Annotated in this window: 14 protein-coding genes; 8 read left to right on the top strand and 6 right to left on the bottom strand. The window is 65.8% G+C overall.

The annotated features are described in order from the left end of the window. Window positions 1-37: 37 nt before the first annotated feature. The 4 genes from BAC01S_RS20790 to BAC01S_RS32075 form a co-directional block, all read right to left on the bottom strand. On the bottom strand, window positions 38-682 hold the full coding sequence (locus BAC01S_RS20790) for an NAD(P)-dependent oxidoreductase (RefSeq protein WP_027796494.1): 645 nt from the start codon (window positions 680-682) through the stop codon (window positions 38-40). A gap of 106 nt (window positions 683-788) precedes the next feature. Beyond that, window positions 789-1,256, bottom strand: a complete 468-nt coding sequence (locus BAC01S_RS20785; protein ID WP_027796493.1) for an Rrf2 family transcriptional regulator — start codon at window positions 1,254-1,256, stop codon at window positions 789-791. Between the two features lie 76 nt (window positions 1,257-1,332). Further along, window positions 1,333-1,797, bottom strand: a complete 465-nt coding sequence (locus tag BAC01S_RS20780; protein WP_043203056.1) for a hypothetical protein — start codon at window positions 1,795-1,797, stop codon at window positions 1,333-1,335. A gap of 76 nt (window positions 1,798-1,873) precedes the next feature. After that, a complete protein-coding gene (locus tag BAC01S_RS32075; RefSeq protein WP_245616636.1) occupies window positions 1,874-2,323 on the bottom strand; it encodes a GNAT family N-acetyltransferase in 450 nt (149 codons plus the stop codon). Window positions 2,324-2,382: 59 nt separating this feature from the next. Here BAC01S_RS32075 and BAC01S_RS20770 point away from each other — a divergent pair, with 59 nt between their 5' ends. Continuing rightward, complete coding sequence (locus tag BAC01S_RS20770) at window positions 2,383-2,964, top strand: DJ-1/PfpI family protein (protein ID WP_027796491.1); 582 nt, start codon at window positions 2,383-2,385, stop codon at window positions 2,962-2,964. Window positions 2,965-3,095: 131 nt separating this feature from the next. Then, on the top strand, window positions 3,096-3,440 hold the full coding sequence (locus tag BAC01S_RS20765; RefSeq protein WP_027796490.1) for a hypothetical protein: 345 nt from the start codon (window positions 3,096-3,098) through the stop codon (window positions 3,438-3,440). On the opposite strand, the gene BAC01S_RS32070 is transcribed toward BAC01S_RS20765, so the two are convergent. Then, window positions 3,437-5,098 carry a sensor histidine kinase gene (locus tag BAC01S_RS32070; RefSeq protein WP_043203054.1) on the bottom strand — a complete coding sequence of 554 codons (1,662 nt, stop codon included), beginning with the start codon at window positions 5,096-5,098 and terminating at the stop codon, window positions 3,437-3,439. The genes BAC01S_RS20765 and BAC01S_RS32070 overlap by 4 nt on opposite strands. A 441-nt stretch (window positions 5,099-5,539) precedes the next feature. Here BAC01S_RS32070 and BAC01S_RS20755 point away from each other — a divergent pair, with 441 nt between their 5' ends. Further along, window positions 5,540-6,742, top strand: a complete 1,203-nt coding sequence (locus BAC01S_RS20755; protein ID WP_027796489.1) for an ammonium transporter — start codon at window positions 5,540-5,542, stop codon at window positions 6,740-6,742. A 66-nt stretch (window positions 6,743-6,808) separates the two neighbouring features. Here BAC01S_RS20755 and BAC01S_RS20750 read toward each other — a convergent pair whose 3' ends face one another. Beyond that, window positions 6,809-9,055: a TonB-dependent siderophore receptor gene (locus BAC01S_RS20750; RefSeq protein ID WP_174442454.1), complete on the bottom strand. Its 2,247-nt coding sequence runs from the start codon at window positions 9,053-9,055 to the stop codon at window positions 6,809-6,811. Between the two features lie 655 nt (window positions 9,056-9,710). On the opposite strand from BAC01S_RS20750, the gene BAC01S_RS32065 reads away from it, so the two are divergent. From BAC01S_RS32065 to BAC01S_RS20720, 5 genes are read left to right on the top strand one after another with little or no spacing between them, the layout of a single operon-like run. Then, window positions 9,711-11,027 carry a lysine N(6)-hydroxylase/L-ornithine N(5)-oxygenase family protein gene (locus BAC01S_RS32065; protein ID WP_043203050.1) on the top strand — a complete coding sequence of 439 codons (1,317 nt, stop codon included), beginning with the start codon at window positions 9,711-9,713 and terminating at the stop codon, window positions 11,025-11,027. Beyond that, complete coding sequence (locus tag BAC01S_RS32060; protein WP_084168733.1) at window positions 11,027-12,265, top strand: MFS transporter; 1,239 nt, start codon at window positions 11,027-11,029, stop codon at window positions 12,263-12,265. The genes BAC01S_RS32065 and BAC01S_RS32060 overlap by 1 nt, the downstream gene beginning before the upstream one ends. After that, window positions 12,255-12,941: a GNAT family N-acetyltransferase gene (locus BAC01S_RS32055; RefSeq protein WP_084168731.1), complete on the top strand. Its 687-nt coding sequence runs from the start codon at window positions 12,255-12,257 to the stop codon at window positions 12,939-12,941. The genes BAC01S_RS32060 and BAC01S_RS32055 overlap by 11 nt, the downstream gene beginning before the upstream one ends. Before the next feature lie 2 nt (window positions 12,942-12,943). Further along, window positions 12,944-14,818, top strand: a complete 1,875-nt coding sequence (locus tag BAC01S_RS20725; RefSeq protein WP_084168729.1) for an IucA/IucC family protein — start codon at window positions 12,944-12,946, stop codon at window positions 14,816-14,818. A 3-nt stretch (window positions 14,819-14,821) separates the two neighbouring features. Next, window positions 14,822-15,661 (top strand): siderophore ferric iron reductase, encoded by an 840-nt coding sequence (locus BAC01S_RS20720; RefSeq protein ID WP_027796485.1) that lies wholly within the window; start codon window positions 14,822-14,824, stop codon window positions 15,659-15,661. Window positions 15,662-15,763 lie beyond the last annotated feature (102 nt).

Genomic DNA, 15,763 nt, shown 5'->3' with positions numbered 1-15,763 from the left:
GCGCCTCGCACGGCCGCCATGCCTCCGCTCTACCGCGTCAGTAGGCCGCCGTGGCGATCTGGCGAACGAAGCGCCCTTGCTCCAGCTCGTCGACGAACGCCACCGCGTAATCTTCCGCCGAAATGCGGCTCTCGCCTTTTGCGTCAGCGATCAGCGCGGTCGCGCCGGTGCGGAACTGGCCCGTGCGCTCGCCGGGCGCGATCATCGCGGCGGGCGCGAAAAACGTCCAGTCGAGATCGGCAACAGTGCGGTAGTAGTCGAATGCGTCGCGGTGGGCGAGCGCGATCCCCTTCCACGCCGCCGGGAAGCTCTCCGAATCGACGAGCTGCTTGCCGGGCGCGATTTCGAGCGAGCCCGCGCCGCCCACCACGACAAGGCGCTTGAGCCCAGCCGCGCGCACCCCGTCGACGAGCGCACGGCTCGCGGCCAGCACGTCCGCCACGCGGTCGTGCGGCGGCGCGTAGGCGCTCGCGACCATGTCGTGACCGCGCACGGCCGCGGCCACGCTGCCCGCGTCGAGCACGTCGACCTTCGACGCCACGACGTTCGGCCCCGCCGCCACGCGGCCAGGCTCGCGCACGAGGGCGCTCACGCGATGGCCGCGGCGCGCGGCTTCGGCGGCAATGCGCGAACCGATCATGCCGGTTGCGCCAAAGAGGGCGATATTCAGCGACTTGCTCATGGTTGAACTCCTGTCGGATTGGATTATGTAACTACAACAGTTACACAAAAAGCGTTAAAAAATGGGGCATAGCCCCGGTGAGTCATGCTGTAGCGCTCATGATCCTTCACGCCTTGCCCGAACCGCGCGAGCCGCGCGACCGTTCGAGCCTGCGCTCGCTGCGCTCCACATCGTCGACAACATCGGCGAGGGTGCGCGCAGCGAGCGACGCCTCCATCGCGCGCTGTGCGTCGTCGATGACGCCGCGCAGCGTGTGCTGGATATGCCGCCCGACCATGCAGGCCGGATTGGGCTCTTCGCGATGCATGGCGAAAAGCTGCGCGTCGTCCACGGCGCGGTAGATGTCGAGCAATGTGATCGACGCGGGCTCGCGCACCAGCAGCGCCCCACCGCCCGCGCCCAGCTGCGAACCCGTAAGCCCCGCGTTCGCGAGCATCGTGAGGAGCCGCCGGATCAGCGCGGGATTCGTGTTCACGCTGCCCGCGATGATCTCCGACGAAAGCGGCGCGCCCTGCTGCTGCGCGAGCAGCGCAAGCACGTGGACGGCAAACGCAAAGCGGCTACTCGTGTTCACGCCGAACCTGCAAGGAAACCTGCATCGAAATATGTAACCATCGTAATTACATTAATCGCGGACGTCAAGCTCGGTTTCACTGGCTAGCCGCCGGCGACGAGGCAGCCGAAACGCTGCTGGCCCACTGTTGCAGCGTGCGTCCGGTCAGTTGCAGCCCGGTGCCCGCTGCGGCCGCGGCATGGCCGAGCATGGCCCGGGCATCGCTCGCCGCGTCGCCTAGCTGGCCTTGCGCGGCGGAGGCGAGCTGGCCCGTCGAAGCGCTCGCGTCCTGCGTGTGCGAAGAAGCGTTGTCGATCTGTTGCTGCGCCCCCGCGCGCGCGGCGTCGACCTGCTGGTTCACATAGCTCGCGGCCGCGTCGAGCTTCTGTTTGGCCTGATCGGCGGCCTGCTGGGCCGCCTGTTGCACTGCCTGCTGTGCGGCGTCGGCGGACTTGCCGGCGAGGTCGGGCGCGCTCGCATCCTGCTTGCTGCAGCCCGCGGCGAGCAGCGCGCAGGCCAGAACGGGCACGCAGGCCCGGTGTATCGATACCCTGAAAGACATGGTCATCCTGAATGTTGGGCCGCAAAGAGCGGCTTGGCCATCTGAAAGCGCGGCAATGATACGCCGCCGCGCAAGACTATCTGGGTGAAACCAGCGAAAAGCCGGCGCGCTCGAACACAGGCCGGGCGAGCGCGCTCGCCTCCGCGCACAGCACGTTTGCGCCGTGGCCGCGCGCCACGGCCTCGATGCGCCCGAGCAGCGCCGACGCGAGACCGCGCCGCGCCCAGTCCGGAGCGACGTAGAGCATCTCGACGTGATCGGCCGGAAAAAGCTGCCCGAATGCGACGCTCGCATTGGCATGGACCGCGACGAGCGTCGTGCCGCGCGCGAGCCTCGCGTCGAACGCGGCGAGGTCGTCGGCGGACGATACCCACGCCGCGCGCTGGGCCGCGTCGTAATGCGTGGCCGCAAGCGTCGTCACCGCGGCGCGAAAGAGCGCGGCGAGCGGTGCGGCATCGCGCCCGGGTACGTAGGTGCGCCAGACGATATCCGGCGGCAGGCGGGGCGTAACAGAAGCGTCAATCATGCTGGAGTAGACTGCATCGGGGTCCAATCTGTTCCACCATCCGACACAGGAGGCGCGCAATGGCAGTCAAGAAGATCCTTTTCCTCACCGGCGATTTTGCCGAGGACTATGAAACGATGGTGCCCTTCCAGGCACTGCAGGCCGTGGGCCACCGCGTCGACGCCGTGTGCCCCGGCAAGAAGGCCGGCGAGCGCATCAAAACCGCCATCCACGACTTCGAGGGCGACCAGACCTACACGGAGAAGCCGGGCCACCAGTTCACGCTCAACGCGACCTTCGAGGACGTCGACCCGTTAGCCTACGACGCGCTCGCCATCGCAGGCGGCCGTGCGCCCGAATATCTGCGGCTCGATCCCAAGGTGATCGAGCTTGTACGCCACTTCGCGGGCGCGAACAAGCCGATTGCGGCCATCTGCCACGCCGCACAGCTCCTTGCCGCCGCCGAAGTGATTCGCGGCCGGCGCATTTCGGCCTATCCCGCCTGCGCGCCCGAAGTGCGCCTCGCAGGCGGCGAATACGCCGACATTCCGATCGACAGCGCCGTGACCGACGCGCCCTTCGTCACCGCCCCGGCGTGGCCCGCGCATCCGGAGTGGCTGCGGCAGTTCCTGGTTCTGCTTGGCACCCGCATCGAGCCGTGAGGTGCGCGGGCCGCAACGGCATACGCCGCGATAACTGATCAGGATGCCGTTTGGTTAGTCTTTGAGACGTGTCCTATATCGTCCGATATCACCGCCCTCTAAAGTACTTCATTGTTTTAGGGGTAGTTGTGATGGACCTGACTGACTGGATTGTGCTTCTCGCGATCGCGTTGCTGGCGATCGCTTTTTTTTGCTCGCGCACGCATCGTCGCGCGACTTTCGTCGACCGCATGCGATACCGCGCGGGCACGCGGCTCGTCGTGCAGGCCGCAATCGCATTCTGGGGCGCCCTGCTCGTGCTCGCGCGCAGCTTCCTTGCGCCGGGCGGCGCGCCCCTCGGCCTGCACCTCGACCCGCGCGCCGTGCTGGGTCTCGCGCTCATGCTCATCGTTGCGGGCAGCGTCTGGTCGATTCGCGGCCGCCGCCTGCTGCGCGCACGCCGTATCTTCGGCTCGGGCCACGGGCTGTCGCGCTAACCGGTCACGCGGGTAGCCTCGCGGCCACCGGCAGCGGCCGGCATGGCCGCCTCGCCCGGCGCGGGCGGCACCGGCGCCAGCGCGTCGGGCAGCGAAAGATAGAACGTCGTGCCCTCGCCCTCGCGCGATTCCACCCACACGCGCCCGCCGTGGCGCTCGACCATGCGCCGCACGAGCGCGAGCCCAATACCCTCGCCTGGCGCGACATGGCCGTGCATGCGCTGGAACGCCTGAAAGAGGCGCGGCAATGCGACTTCGGGAATGCCAAGCCCGTTATCGCGCACGTAAAAAATCTGCAGCGATTCCACGCCGGGCGGCGCCGGGGCCGTCCCGATCTCGACCTTGCCCTCGCGCGCGGGATCGAGGTAGTTGAGCGCATTGCCAATCAGATTCGCGAAGACCTGCTCGAGCGCTGTCGGATCGCCCCACACCGCCGGCAGCGGCCGCACGCTCACGGTCGCGGCGCGGGCGCGGATCGACCCGTGCATGGCGTCCACCACGCGCTGCACGAGCTCCCGCACGTTGACGCGCTGACTGCGGTACTCCACGCGCCCCACGCGGGCGAGGCGCAAGAGCGCGTCGATGATGTGCGAGGCCCGCAGCACGGCAGTCTGCAGATAGCGCAGCGCCTCGCCAATGTCCGCCTCGATGATCCGTTCCACTTCGGTGCGCGCTTCGGGCGTCAGCGCCGAGCGCGCAACGAGCGCGCGCAGGTCGTCGCAGGCATGGTTCAGCTCGCGCGAAAAACCCTGCAGATTCACGAGCGGCGCACGCAGGTCGTGCGAAACGCTGTGAATGAACATCTCGTTTTCCTGGGTCTGCTGACGCAGGTTCTCGTTGATCTGCGCGAGTTGCTCCGCGCGGCGCGCGAGGTCCGCCTGGAAGCCAAGCCGCGCGCGTTCGGCCTCGATGAGCCGCTGGCCGATCTGATGCAGCGTCAGGTCGAGCCGCGCAATCTCGTCGTTGCCGACGGTAAGCGGCGCCAGCGGCTCGTTGCCCGCGAGACGGTTGGCGTTGTCCGATAGCGCGAGGAGCCGTCCGCGCACGCCGCGCGTAAAGAGCCACACCGCCAGCGCGACGAACGCAATCGAGCCGGTCACCGCCGTCATCACGAGCGTCTGCTGCTGCGCGCGCGCCTCCTCGGCGGCCGTGACGCGCAAGACGTCGAGCCGGCGCTCCTCGGTCTGGAACGCCGTGATCTGCGCACGCACGCGATCGAGCACGTCGGCATCGGTCAGCTCGCGGAAGTGGTCGACCAGCTCGCCGCTGCGCTTCTCGTGCAGCAGATCCTGAACCCGTTCCGACCAATGCCGGTAGTTCTGCACCGCCTGGCGAATCCGGACCGCGCGCTCGACCTGGCCGGGATTGTCGGCGACGAGGTCGACGAGCCGGTCGATGCGCTCGTCGACCTCCACCCACGTGGACAGCGGCGTCGTGAACGCCGCATCGCCGGCCGCCACGGCGCCGCGCAATTGCACCGATTCGATCAGCACGGGCTCGAGCACGCGACCGGCCTGGGCCAGCGCGTCCTGGCTGTGCTGGCTCCAGCTTTCGGCGGCCTCGGCGTCGCTCTGCGCCCGGACGATGCCGAGCAGCAGCGTCAGTTCGAAGACCGCGGGAATCGCGATCAGCAGCAGCCCTTTGGTCGTTAGTCGCATGCGGTGGCGTATCGGACGACGAGATAGATCGATTCAGCCATTATGTCGGCGTTTGTGCGCGAGGGACATTTCGCATGTTCCCCGAGCCGATACGCGCCGCCTCGCGCCAGATGCGGGCGCCGGCGCCGGCCGATTTCGACTCGCTGACACCGCCGCGGGACAGAAAGCAAAACCGAATAAATCTCCCCGAATTGGCGCCCGATTTCCCCATCTTCGAGCATGAGCACATAAATTGTGCGAAAGCGCCACGCACGAAAGCATCGCGCCCGCACCGTACTCGAACATGCGCCGGCGCGTTTCGCCCGACGCGGTGCACCCGCGCACCGGCGCGAAGCCGCCGAATGACCCGCCGTGGCGCTTGATTCACCGCTTTGGCGCGCCGCTGGCCCGCATCTTGCTCATGGATGCGCTCTTTTTGGGCAATCACGACACGTCATCAAGATGGACACTCTCAAGACCGGCACCGACACGCTCTTCCTGTTGCTGGGCGCCGCCATGGTGCTTGCGATGCACGCGGGCTTCGCGTTCCTCGAACTCGGCACGGTGCGCAAGAAGAACCAGGTCAACGCGCTCGTGAAGATTCTCGTGGACTTCTCGGTTTCCACGATCGCGTACTTCTTCATCGGCTACACGATCGCCTACGGCGTGCAGTTCTTCGCCAGCGCCGACGTGCTCGCCCAGCACAACGGCTATGCCCTCGTGCGCTTCTTCTTCCTGCTCACCTTCGCGGCGGCCATCCCCGCAATCGTCTCGGGCGGTATTGCCGAGCGCTCGAAGTTCAATCCGCAGCTCTTCGCGACCTTCGTGATCGTCGGCTTCATCTACCCGTTCTTCGAGGGCATTGTCTGGAACGGGCGGTTCGGCATCCAGGACGCGCTCACGCACTGGTTCGGCGCGCCGTTCCACGACTTCGCGGGGTCGGTGGTCGTGCACGCGTTCGGCGGCTGGGTCGCGCTGCCGGCCGTGGTTCTGCTCGGCGCGCGGCACGGGCGCTACACGCGCGACGGGCGTGTCGCCGCGCATCCGCCCTCGAATATTCCGTTCCTCGCGCTCGGCGCCTGGGTGCTCGCGGTGGGCTGGTTCGGCTTCAACGTGATGAGCGCGCAGAGCATCGACAAGATCAGCGGCCTCGTGGCCGTCAACTCGCTCATGGCGATGGTGGGCGGCACGCTCTCCGCCTGGCTCGCGGGCCGCAACGACCCGGGCTTCACCTATAACGGCCCGCTGGCCGGCCTCGTGGCCGTGTGCGCGGGCTCGGACCTCATGCATCCGCTGGGCGCGCTCGTGACGGGCGCGGTGGCGGGCGTGCTGTTCGTGACGATGTTCACCTGCGTGCAAAATCGCTGGCGCATCGACGACGTGCTCGGCGTCTGGCCTCTGCACGGCCTGTGCGGCGCCTGGGGCGGCATCGCCGCCGGCATCTTCGGCATGCACTGGGCAGGCGGGATGGGCGGCGTGTCGTTCTGGGCGCAAGCGGTCGGGACCGTGGGCGGCATCGTGGTGGCCACGCTGGGCGGCACCATTGTCTACGGTGCGCTCAAGCTGACCGTCGGCCTGCGCATCGACCAGGAAGAGGAGTACAACGGCGCGGATCTGTCGATCCACAAGATCACGGCCACGCCCGAGCGGGAAACGGTGGTCTGAGGAAGCGTCCGTTCACCGTGCCTTCGGCCCCGCTTCGCGTTGCGCGGCGGGGCCTGCGATTGCGGATCAGAAGTCGATTTTCGCGTTCAGGCTGACCATACGCGGATCGCCCGGCGCGATGTAGTCGGAGTACTCATACATCCAGTAGCGGCGGTTCGCGATATTGTCGACGGCCGCGCGCAGCGTGACATCGTGGCCGCCGATGCGCGTCATGTAGCTCGCCCCGGCATTCACGATCAGGTAGCCGCCCGTTTCCAGGTCGTTCGCGGGCCGCACCTCCGTATTGCCCGTGTACTTCGCGTCCACCCCCACCTGCAGCCCCGGCACGGCCGGCACGTCATAGGTCACGCGCGCGGCTGCTACGAATTTCGGCGCCCCGGCCACGCGATTGCCCTCATAGGCCTGCCCCTTCGCGTACCACGTATCGAGCAGCATGATGTCGCCGGCCACCTGCCAGCTGCGGCCAAGGCGCACGCTGCCGCCAGCCTCGAGTCCTTCGTAGATCGAATCGCCATCCTGCACATAGACGTTCTGGCCGTTCGCATAGGCCGCGCCGCGTTCGATCCGGAACAGGGCCGCGTTCGCGCTCCAGCGGGCATGCTCGCTCTTCACGCCGACCTCGTACTGGTGCGAGCGCAGCGGACGCAGCAGCGCGCCGCCGTTCGCGTAGATGTCGGCCACCGTCGCGCCCTGCTCCAGCGACTCCACGTAGCTTGCATAGAGCGTGGTTTCCGGCTCGAGCTTGTACATGAGCGCGAAGGTCGGCGTGACGACGCCGTTCTGCCCATACGACGACGCGAGCGAGCCGTCCGTATTGTAGGACTCCTGCTCGTAATTCGTGTAACGCACGCCGGCGAGCAGCGAGAGGCGGCTCGTGATCGCGACGGTGTCGCTCGCGAAAAGCGCTTTTTGCGTGATCTCGCTGGTACGGTAGGTCGAGAGGCCGCCACCCGAGTAGTAGCGGAACGGATTGGGTTCGTAGAGATTGCCGTCGCCCAGCGTGAAGTAGTGCGAAACGAGGCTGTAGTTGTTCGTCTGGTGCTGCCACATTGCGCCCAGCACGAGATCATGCGCGAGGGGCCCGGTCTTCACCTTGCCTTCGAACATGCCCTGCCAGTAGATGTCCTGATGACCTTCGTCGCCGTTCCAGCGGTTGTCGGTATAGTCGCCCGCCTGATCGAGCAGTGTGAGCGTGCTCTCGTTGCGGTCGCGCGCCGCCTTGCTGTAGCTCGCCGAGGTGTTGAACGACCAGTCCGGCGTGATCTGGTAGCGCACACCCGCCGTGTAGAGCTGCAGGTTGGTGTTCAGATGCTGGTCGGTGCCGCCCAGCCAGTTGGTGCCGCCGCTGATCGTGGCGGGCAGGCTCGTCGCCGTGTAGCTGCCGGTGTAGATGGCCGGTGTCTGGCCGCTCGAGCGGCTCTGCTGGTAGAGCGCGTTGAAGTAGACCTGCAGATCGCGCGTGAGCTGGCCGTCCAGTGCGAGCGAAACGGCGTTGGTGTTGATATTGCCCGCGTTATAGGTCTTGCCCGCCTCGTGCGTGTAGTTGACGCGCGCGCCGAACATGCCGTCTGGGCCGAAGCGGCGGCTCAAGTCGACGTGCTGGCTCAGCACGCCATCCATGCGGTAGCCGAAATCGACGCTCGTCACGGGATCGTTGCCCGGTTTCTTCGTGACGTAGTTGACGACCCCGCCCGGCTCGGCAAAACCGTACATGAAACCGCCGAGGCCCTTGAGCAGTTCGACACGTTCGAGGTTCTCGTAAGGCATCGTGATGCCGTACGAAATGAACGGATTGCCGTCGATGCGAAAGCCGTTTTGCCAGTCGATCGGCAGGCCGCGGATCGTGATGTAGGTCGCCCACGCGCTATACGCATTGCTGTTGTCCGTAACCGAAGCGTCGAGCGCGAAGACGTCGCCCAGCTTGCCCACCTGGCGGTCGGCCAGATCTTCGCCGGTCACGACCGTCGTCGAGAAAGGCGTGTCGAGCTGGGAGCGCGAGCCAAGCGCGCCTGCCGAGACCGGCGTGTTCAGATGCAGCGGCGAATCGGTCTGCGCCGCGGCACTGACCTTGACGGCAGGCAGCGCCGGAGCCTGTGTCGATTCCGCAGCGTCTTGCGCGGAGGCGGGCGCGGCGGCAACACCAGCAGCACCCGCCGAGCTTGCCGGTACGGCTGCCGAGGCGGCGGTGCCGGCCTCCCCCGCGCTCTGGGCAAAGGCGGACTGCGCGGCCCCGGCGAAGGCCAGCCAGGCGGCAATCTGCAAGGGATGAGGGAGCTTGCGCCCCTTACGGCGTGCGGTTTGTACGTTGTTCATATCGGCGACGGTTTCGGGTGTTTCCCTACTTCAAATGCAATTGCGAATCATTGTCATTTGCGTTAAGTCGCAGATGGTAGCAAAGCCATTGGAGATTTGAAAGTGTCCGACAGCAATTTGTCATGATATGGGCCGGCGCAGCACGCCGCCTCGCGCCGCCATGACGGCGATTCAAGGAAAGCGAGCTTTCGTCCCTTCGCACTCCGTAGCGCAAATTCATCCCCACACGGCGCTCATGGTTTTATCGCCATTGGGGTAGCAGAAAAATCGCGGCAATTTCATGCCTTGCCAGACGCGAACCGCCCTTGGGTTTGCACCGCCTCGCATTCCGGTGTCTCCCCGATTCAGCCGGCCTTTGCAGCCGGAGCGCCGTGGATTGCCTTCATGCGGCATGAATCGACTTATTAATCAATATTCCTAATCAATATGCTTTTGGGACTTGCCTTAACAGAACTAACTTCCTATGATCCACAAACGCGAATCGCTCTCATTTGCATTGACAATGCCAAACCGGGGCAGCGTGTCCAGCATGTAACCGCCCTCTCCCTCCCGTCCATCGATGAGGTATCCGACCATGGCGCAATCCGGCCAACGAAGAAACTCAATCTTCAGTACAGCTAACTCCTCGCTCTCGCACACACACCAGACCTCCGCCGTGCTCGATTTCGTCGCAATCGGCCTCGGACCGTTCAATCTGAGCCTCGCGTGTCTGGCCGATCCCATTCGTGAACTGAACGGCCTCTTTCTCGAACGCAACGAGGATTTCGACTGGCACCCCGGCATGCTGATCGACGACACCACGCTGCAGAATCCGTTTCTCGCCGACCTCGTGAGCCTCGCCGATCCCAGGAGCCCGTTCAGCTTCCTGAACTACTGCAAGCAGGAAGGCAAGCTCTACGCGTACTACATTCGCGAGCGCTTCTACCTGAGCCGTGCGGAATACAACCGTTATTGCAAGTGGGCGATCGGCCGGCTTTCGAGCATCCGCTTCGGCGCGAACGTGGAGCGGGTGGACTACGACGAGGAAGCCGGCCACTACGTGGTGAGCGGTCTTGAGGTGCGCAATGCCCGGGCGTTCTCGTACCGCGCGAAACGCCTCGTGATCGGCGTGGGATCGGTGCCGCAGTTGCCGGCGTGCTGCGGCGCGGTGCGCGAGCACTGCATTCACAGCGCGCACTACGTCGCCCGCAAGGCGGAGCTTCAGCAAAAGCGTTCGATTGCCGTGATCGGCAGCGGCCAGAGCGCCGCCGAGATCTTCTACGACCTGCTCAAGGACAGCAACGAGTTCGGCTACACGCTCACCTGGATCACGCGCTCGCCGCGCTTCTTCCAGATGGAGAACACCAAGCTCACGCTCGAAATGATCTCGCCCGACTACATCGACTATTTCTACAACCTTCCGGACGGCGTGCGCGAGAGCATCGTCGCGAAGCAGGACAGCCTCTACAAAGGCGTGAACGCCTCCCTCATCAACCAGATCTACGACCTGCTGGACGACCGCCGCAGCCGCGGCGAGCGCCACGCGCACCTCGTCACGAACTCCGAACTCACGGGCTGCGATTACGACCCCGTCGAGGCGCGCTATCACCTGCGCTTCGCGCAGCGCGACGAAGGCGTGCAGTACACGCACGCCACCGACGGCGCAATCTTCGCCACGGGCTACACGCAGAACGTGCCGGGCTTCATCGACGGCATCCGGAGTCGCATCCGTTGGGACGACATGGGCCGCTACCGCCTCTCGCGCAACTACGCAATCGACGTAACCGGCCGCGACATCTTCGTGCAGAACGCCGGGCTCTATAGCCATGGCCTGACCAATCCCGATCTCGGCATGAGCTGCTACCGGAATTCGTGCATCCTGCGCGCGCTGACCGGCGTGGAGCATTACCCGATCGAGCGGCGTATCGCGCTGCAGGACTTCTCGGTGCCCGACACGGACGCGTTCGTGAAAATGCCGCTGGAGACGCCGTAATGCGCTACCAGCTCATCCTGATGACGACGTTCGCCGTCGTCAGCGACGCGATCCTGATCCCGTTCTACCCGCAATTCTTCGCCGCGCGCTACGGCGTGACGAGCCCGGTGCACGCGGGCGCCTACGTTGCGTTCATCTCGATCGTCGTGATGCTCACGCTGCCGTTGTGGGCGCGCGTGGCGAAGCGGCTCGACGCGATGCACCTGCTCGTCGCGACGCAATGCGCGGCGGGGCTGCTGTCCCTTGCGAGCTACTGGGCGCCGACGCTGCCGCTCTTCTGGCTGCTGTCCCTCGCGATGTTCATGTGCAAGAGCAGCTATCTGCTGACGTATCCGTACATGATGCGCCTCGAAGCGAAGGAAACGCACGCGCACACCATCGGCACGCTCTCCGTGGTGGTACATTTCGGCGCGATTGCGGGCGCCGCCGCCGGCGGTCTCGTCATGCAGTTGTGGGACGCGCGCAGCTGCATCTTCGCGATGGCTGCAGGCGACTTCGCCCAGATGGCGATCTGCCTGTGGCTGATCCGCTCGCACCGGATCGCGCGGCGCTGCCGCTTCGCCGACGAAGCGCACGCCGGTTCCGCGCGGCCTCGCCTGCGCGAGCGGGCGCCCGTCCTGCGGCTCGCCGCGCTGATGCTCGCGTTCGACTTCTGCGTGTATCTGATCCGGCCGTTCCTGTCCTCGTACTGGCAAGCCGTGAGCGGATCGAACAGCGAGTTCGTCTCCGGTCTCGTTTTCGCCATTCCCGGAATGGTGGCGCTCGTCGCGCTGCGCATCAATCACCGGCTTGCCGCGCGCGGCCGGCGCCGGCCCGACCACATGCTCGTCAATCTCGCACTGTGCCTCGCCGGCACGCTGCTGCAAAGCGTGGAGGCGCCGCTGGCGATCGTGGCGGGGCGCGTGCTGTTCGGCTGGGCGCTCTTCCAGATCGTCGTCAAGCTCGACGTGACGATGTTCGCGCTCAGCACGCCCGCGGCCTACGCCGCCGACTACAGCATCGTCAACTTCTTCCAGAACCTCGGCGTGCTGCTCGCCTCGTTCGCCGCCGGGGCGATCGTCGACGAAACCGGACTGCGCGCGCCGTTCTTCGTGGCCGCCGCGGGCCTCGCGCTCACCGCGCTCGCCAGCGCCTGGCTGCTCGATCGGCCGGAACAGGGAGTGCCCGCGAATGTGCCCGTGAATACCGCCACCGCCGATTCCCTTCCCGAACAAGGAGTGCCTGCCCGTGCGAACTGACATAGCCGCCGACGAAATCATGCTGCACCACGACGCGCTCATCGGGCGCCGCGATACGGCCCGGGAACGCAAGGCGAATGCGCTCACGGCACCTGCGGGCAACTTCGTCATCCGTCCGCTCGACGCCGCCCGCGACGCACCCACCCTTCACCGCTGGTTCGCCGAGCCGCGCGCCGCGTTCTGGAACATGCAGGACAAGCGCGTGGACGAAGTTGCTGCGTTCTACCAGGCGATTGCGGACTCGGCCCATGCCGACGCCTGGCTCGGCCTCGACGCGAATGGCGCGAGTGTGTTTCTCTTCGAGAGCTACGACCCTGCCCGCGAAGAGGTCGGCGAGCACTACGCGGTCCGTCCCGGCGACCTCGGCATGCACCTGTTCGTGGGCCCCGCCGCCACGCCGTTGCCCGGCTATACGCGCGAGGTGTTCCGTGCCCTGATGACCTTTCTCTTCGACCGTCTCGGCGCTGAACGCGTCGTCGTCGAACCGGATGCGCGCAACGCACGCATCCACGCCCTCAACCGCGCGATGGGCTTCGTCTATACGAAGACCGTCGCCTTCCGCGAAAAAAGCGCCGCGCTCGCGTTCTGCACGCGAGCCGACTTTCACGCCGCGACGGCCCGAACCCAGACCGGGATCTCCATGCTGCCCAACCGGAATTTTCAAAAGGACTGCTGATCATGACCCAACCGAACCCGCAAATCGCGATGCAACACGCCACGCTCGCCCCGCACGCGGCCGCCGCCCACCTGACCCCCGGTGTGTGGCGTACCGTGAACCGCATGCTCGTGCGCAAGGCGATCGCCGAATATGCGCACGAGCTGATCGTCGAGCCCGAGCGCATCGGCACGGCACCCGGCGCGGGCTACGACCGCTACGCGCTCCGCTCCGATGACGGCGCACGCGTGTATACCTTCGAGGCTCGCGTACTGGCCCTGCGCCACTGGAGCATTCGCGCGGAGACGATCGACTGCACGGAAAACGGCGCCGAGCAAGCGCTCGACGCACTCGCGTTCATCCTCGACGTAAAGGACCGGCTCGGCATTAGCGAAGCCCTGCTGCCGATCTATCTCGACGAAATCAGCAGCACGCTCTATGGCGCCGCCTACAAGGCCACGAAGGAGGGTCCCGATACGCCAGCCCTCCTCGAGGCCGACTTTCAGACCATCGAGACGGCGATGAGCGAAGGCCATCCCGGCTTCGTCGCCAACAACGGCAGACTGGGCTTCGACGCGCACGACTATCGCGCCTTCGCGCCCGAAGCCGGCTCGCCGGTCCAGGTCGTATGGCTCGCCGTGCACAAGGAGCAGGCCGCGTTCCACTGCGCCGCGGACCTCGACTACGCGCGTCTCATGGACGAGGAACTGGGAGCGGCGACCATCGAGCGCTTTCGGACCACCATCGAATCCCGCGGCTGCCAGTTCGACGACTACTATCTGATGCCCGCGCATCCGTGGCAGTGGTTCAACAAACTCTCGATCGCCTTCGCCCCCTACGTCGCGACCCGGCGCATCATCTGCCTCGGCTACGGCAAGGATCGCTACCTCGCGCAGCAGTCGATCCGCACTTTCTTCAACCTCTCCGACCGGACGAAGCGCTACGTCAAGACGTCGTTGTCGATTCTCAACATGGGCTTCATGCGCGGCCTGTCGCCCTATTACATGTCCGGCACGCCCGCGATCAACGACTTCATCAAAAGCGTGGTTGCGAACGATCCCTACCTCGCCAGCCAGGGCTTCACGATCCTGCGCGAAGTGGCCTCGCTCGGGTTTCGCAACCGCTACTACGAAACCGCCGTGCAGGCCGATAGTCCCTACAAGAAGATGCTCTCCGCGCTCTGGCGCGAGAACCCGCTTGTCCATGCGCGCGAAGGGCAACGCCTCATGACGATGGCCGCGCTGCTGCATACGGACCGCGAAGGCCGCGCGCTGCTGCCGACGCTCATCGAGGCATCGGGCCTTACTCCGGCGGCCTGGCTCGAACGCTATCTCGACGCGTATCTCGCGCCGCTCGTCCATTGCTTCTACGCGCACGACCTCGTCTTCATGCCTCACGGCGAGAATCTCATTCTCGTCCTTGAGAATCACGTGCCGGTGCGCGCGATCATGAAAGACATCGCGGAAGAATCAGCAATCCTGAACAAGGACGCGCCGCTGCCGGAGAACGTGAAGCGCCTTGCCGTGGACGTACCGGAGCGCGTGAAGCTGCTCGCGATCTTCATCGACGTGTTCGACGGCTTCTTCCGCTACATGAACCAGATCCTCGTGGAGCACGGCGTGTGCACGGAGGACGTGTTCTGGGACGCGGTCGCGGGCTGTGTAGCGCGCTACCAGGCCGATCATCCGCAGCGGGCGGAAAAATACGCGCAGTACGACCTGTTCGCCGAGGAGTTCCTGCACTCCTGCCTGAACCGGCTGCAACTCGGCAACAACCTGCAGATGGTCAATCTCGCGGATCCTGCCGGCAACCTCAAGATGGCCGGCAACCTGCGCAATCCGCTTGCGGGCCGGCAGCTTGCAGCCAGCGCGAATCTGGCCGAAGCCGTAGAGGCCTGACGCGTGGCGGGCAATCGCGCACTCGAAGCGCTGTTGCGGCATGCCGCCGCCGTCGTGCCGGGCCTGAACGGCGTGACGGCGGCGCGCGATAACGCAGCGCCCGGCGACCCGGCCATCGGGGAAACAGGCAATGCATCGATTTACCTGCGGCCCGCGCCGAGCACGGGCAACCACGCAGGCAACCGCTCGGCGCTCGCCGCCCTCGCGGCCCACTGGGCCAGCGTCCACCCGGAAGCGGGACCGGCCTACCGGGCCTTGCGTTGCTGGGGCATTCTGATCTGGCAGCCGATCTATCTGAGCGTGACAGGCGTGCACGGCTCGCAACGCGTGCTCTCGCTCGCGCACTTCGCGCAACCTCTCGCCGACGGATGGACGCGCGAGGTCCGCCTTCCCGACCACGTGCCGCTTACTGGCGACACCGATCGCTGCATCCGGCTCGCCGCGCGCGAAATTACCGCGTGCTGCCGGCAAGCGTATGAAGATCTCGCCGGCGTGCTGCGCCTGAACGTCACCGCGGCACGCTCGATGCAAGCCGATTGCGTGCTCGCCGCTCTCCTGGCGATACGGGCGGCGCGGGCCGACTGGACCGACGCTCACGTACAGGCATTAGCCGGGCAATGGCTTCACGCGCTCGATCTGACAGGAGCGAGCGACCTGTTCGCCTTGACCCATAGCGACGGGTCGACCGCACTCGCGCTCGACCGCAAGACCTGCTGCTATCACTATCGGCGGCGCGACGGCGAGCCCTGCGATACGTGCCCGCGCCTTGCGAAGCACGAACGCATCGCACGCCTGAATACGGCATACGAATCTGCTTGCCGGCAAAAAACGCAGAACGCCTAAGGCAACGTCAACATAAAACGCCATTTCATACTGGCGCAAGCAGCCGCGACTATTCCTTGCCGTCGCCGAGCCAATATCAAAAAAAAAGCGCCACGTGTGAAC

It is taken from the genome of Paraburkholderia acidipaludis NBRC 101816, assembly GCF_000684975.1.
Taxonomy (GTDB): domain Bacteria; phylum Pseudomonadota; class Gammaproteobacteria; order Burkholderiales; family Burkholderiaceae; genus Paraburkholderia; species Paraburkholderia acidipaludis.
Note: the sequence above shows the minus strand (reverse complement) of the source record. Positions and strands in the feature narration are given on the sequence as shown.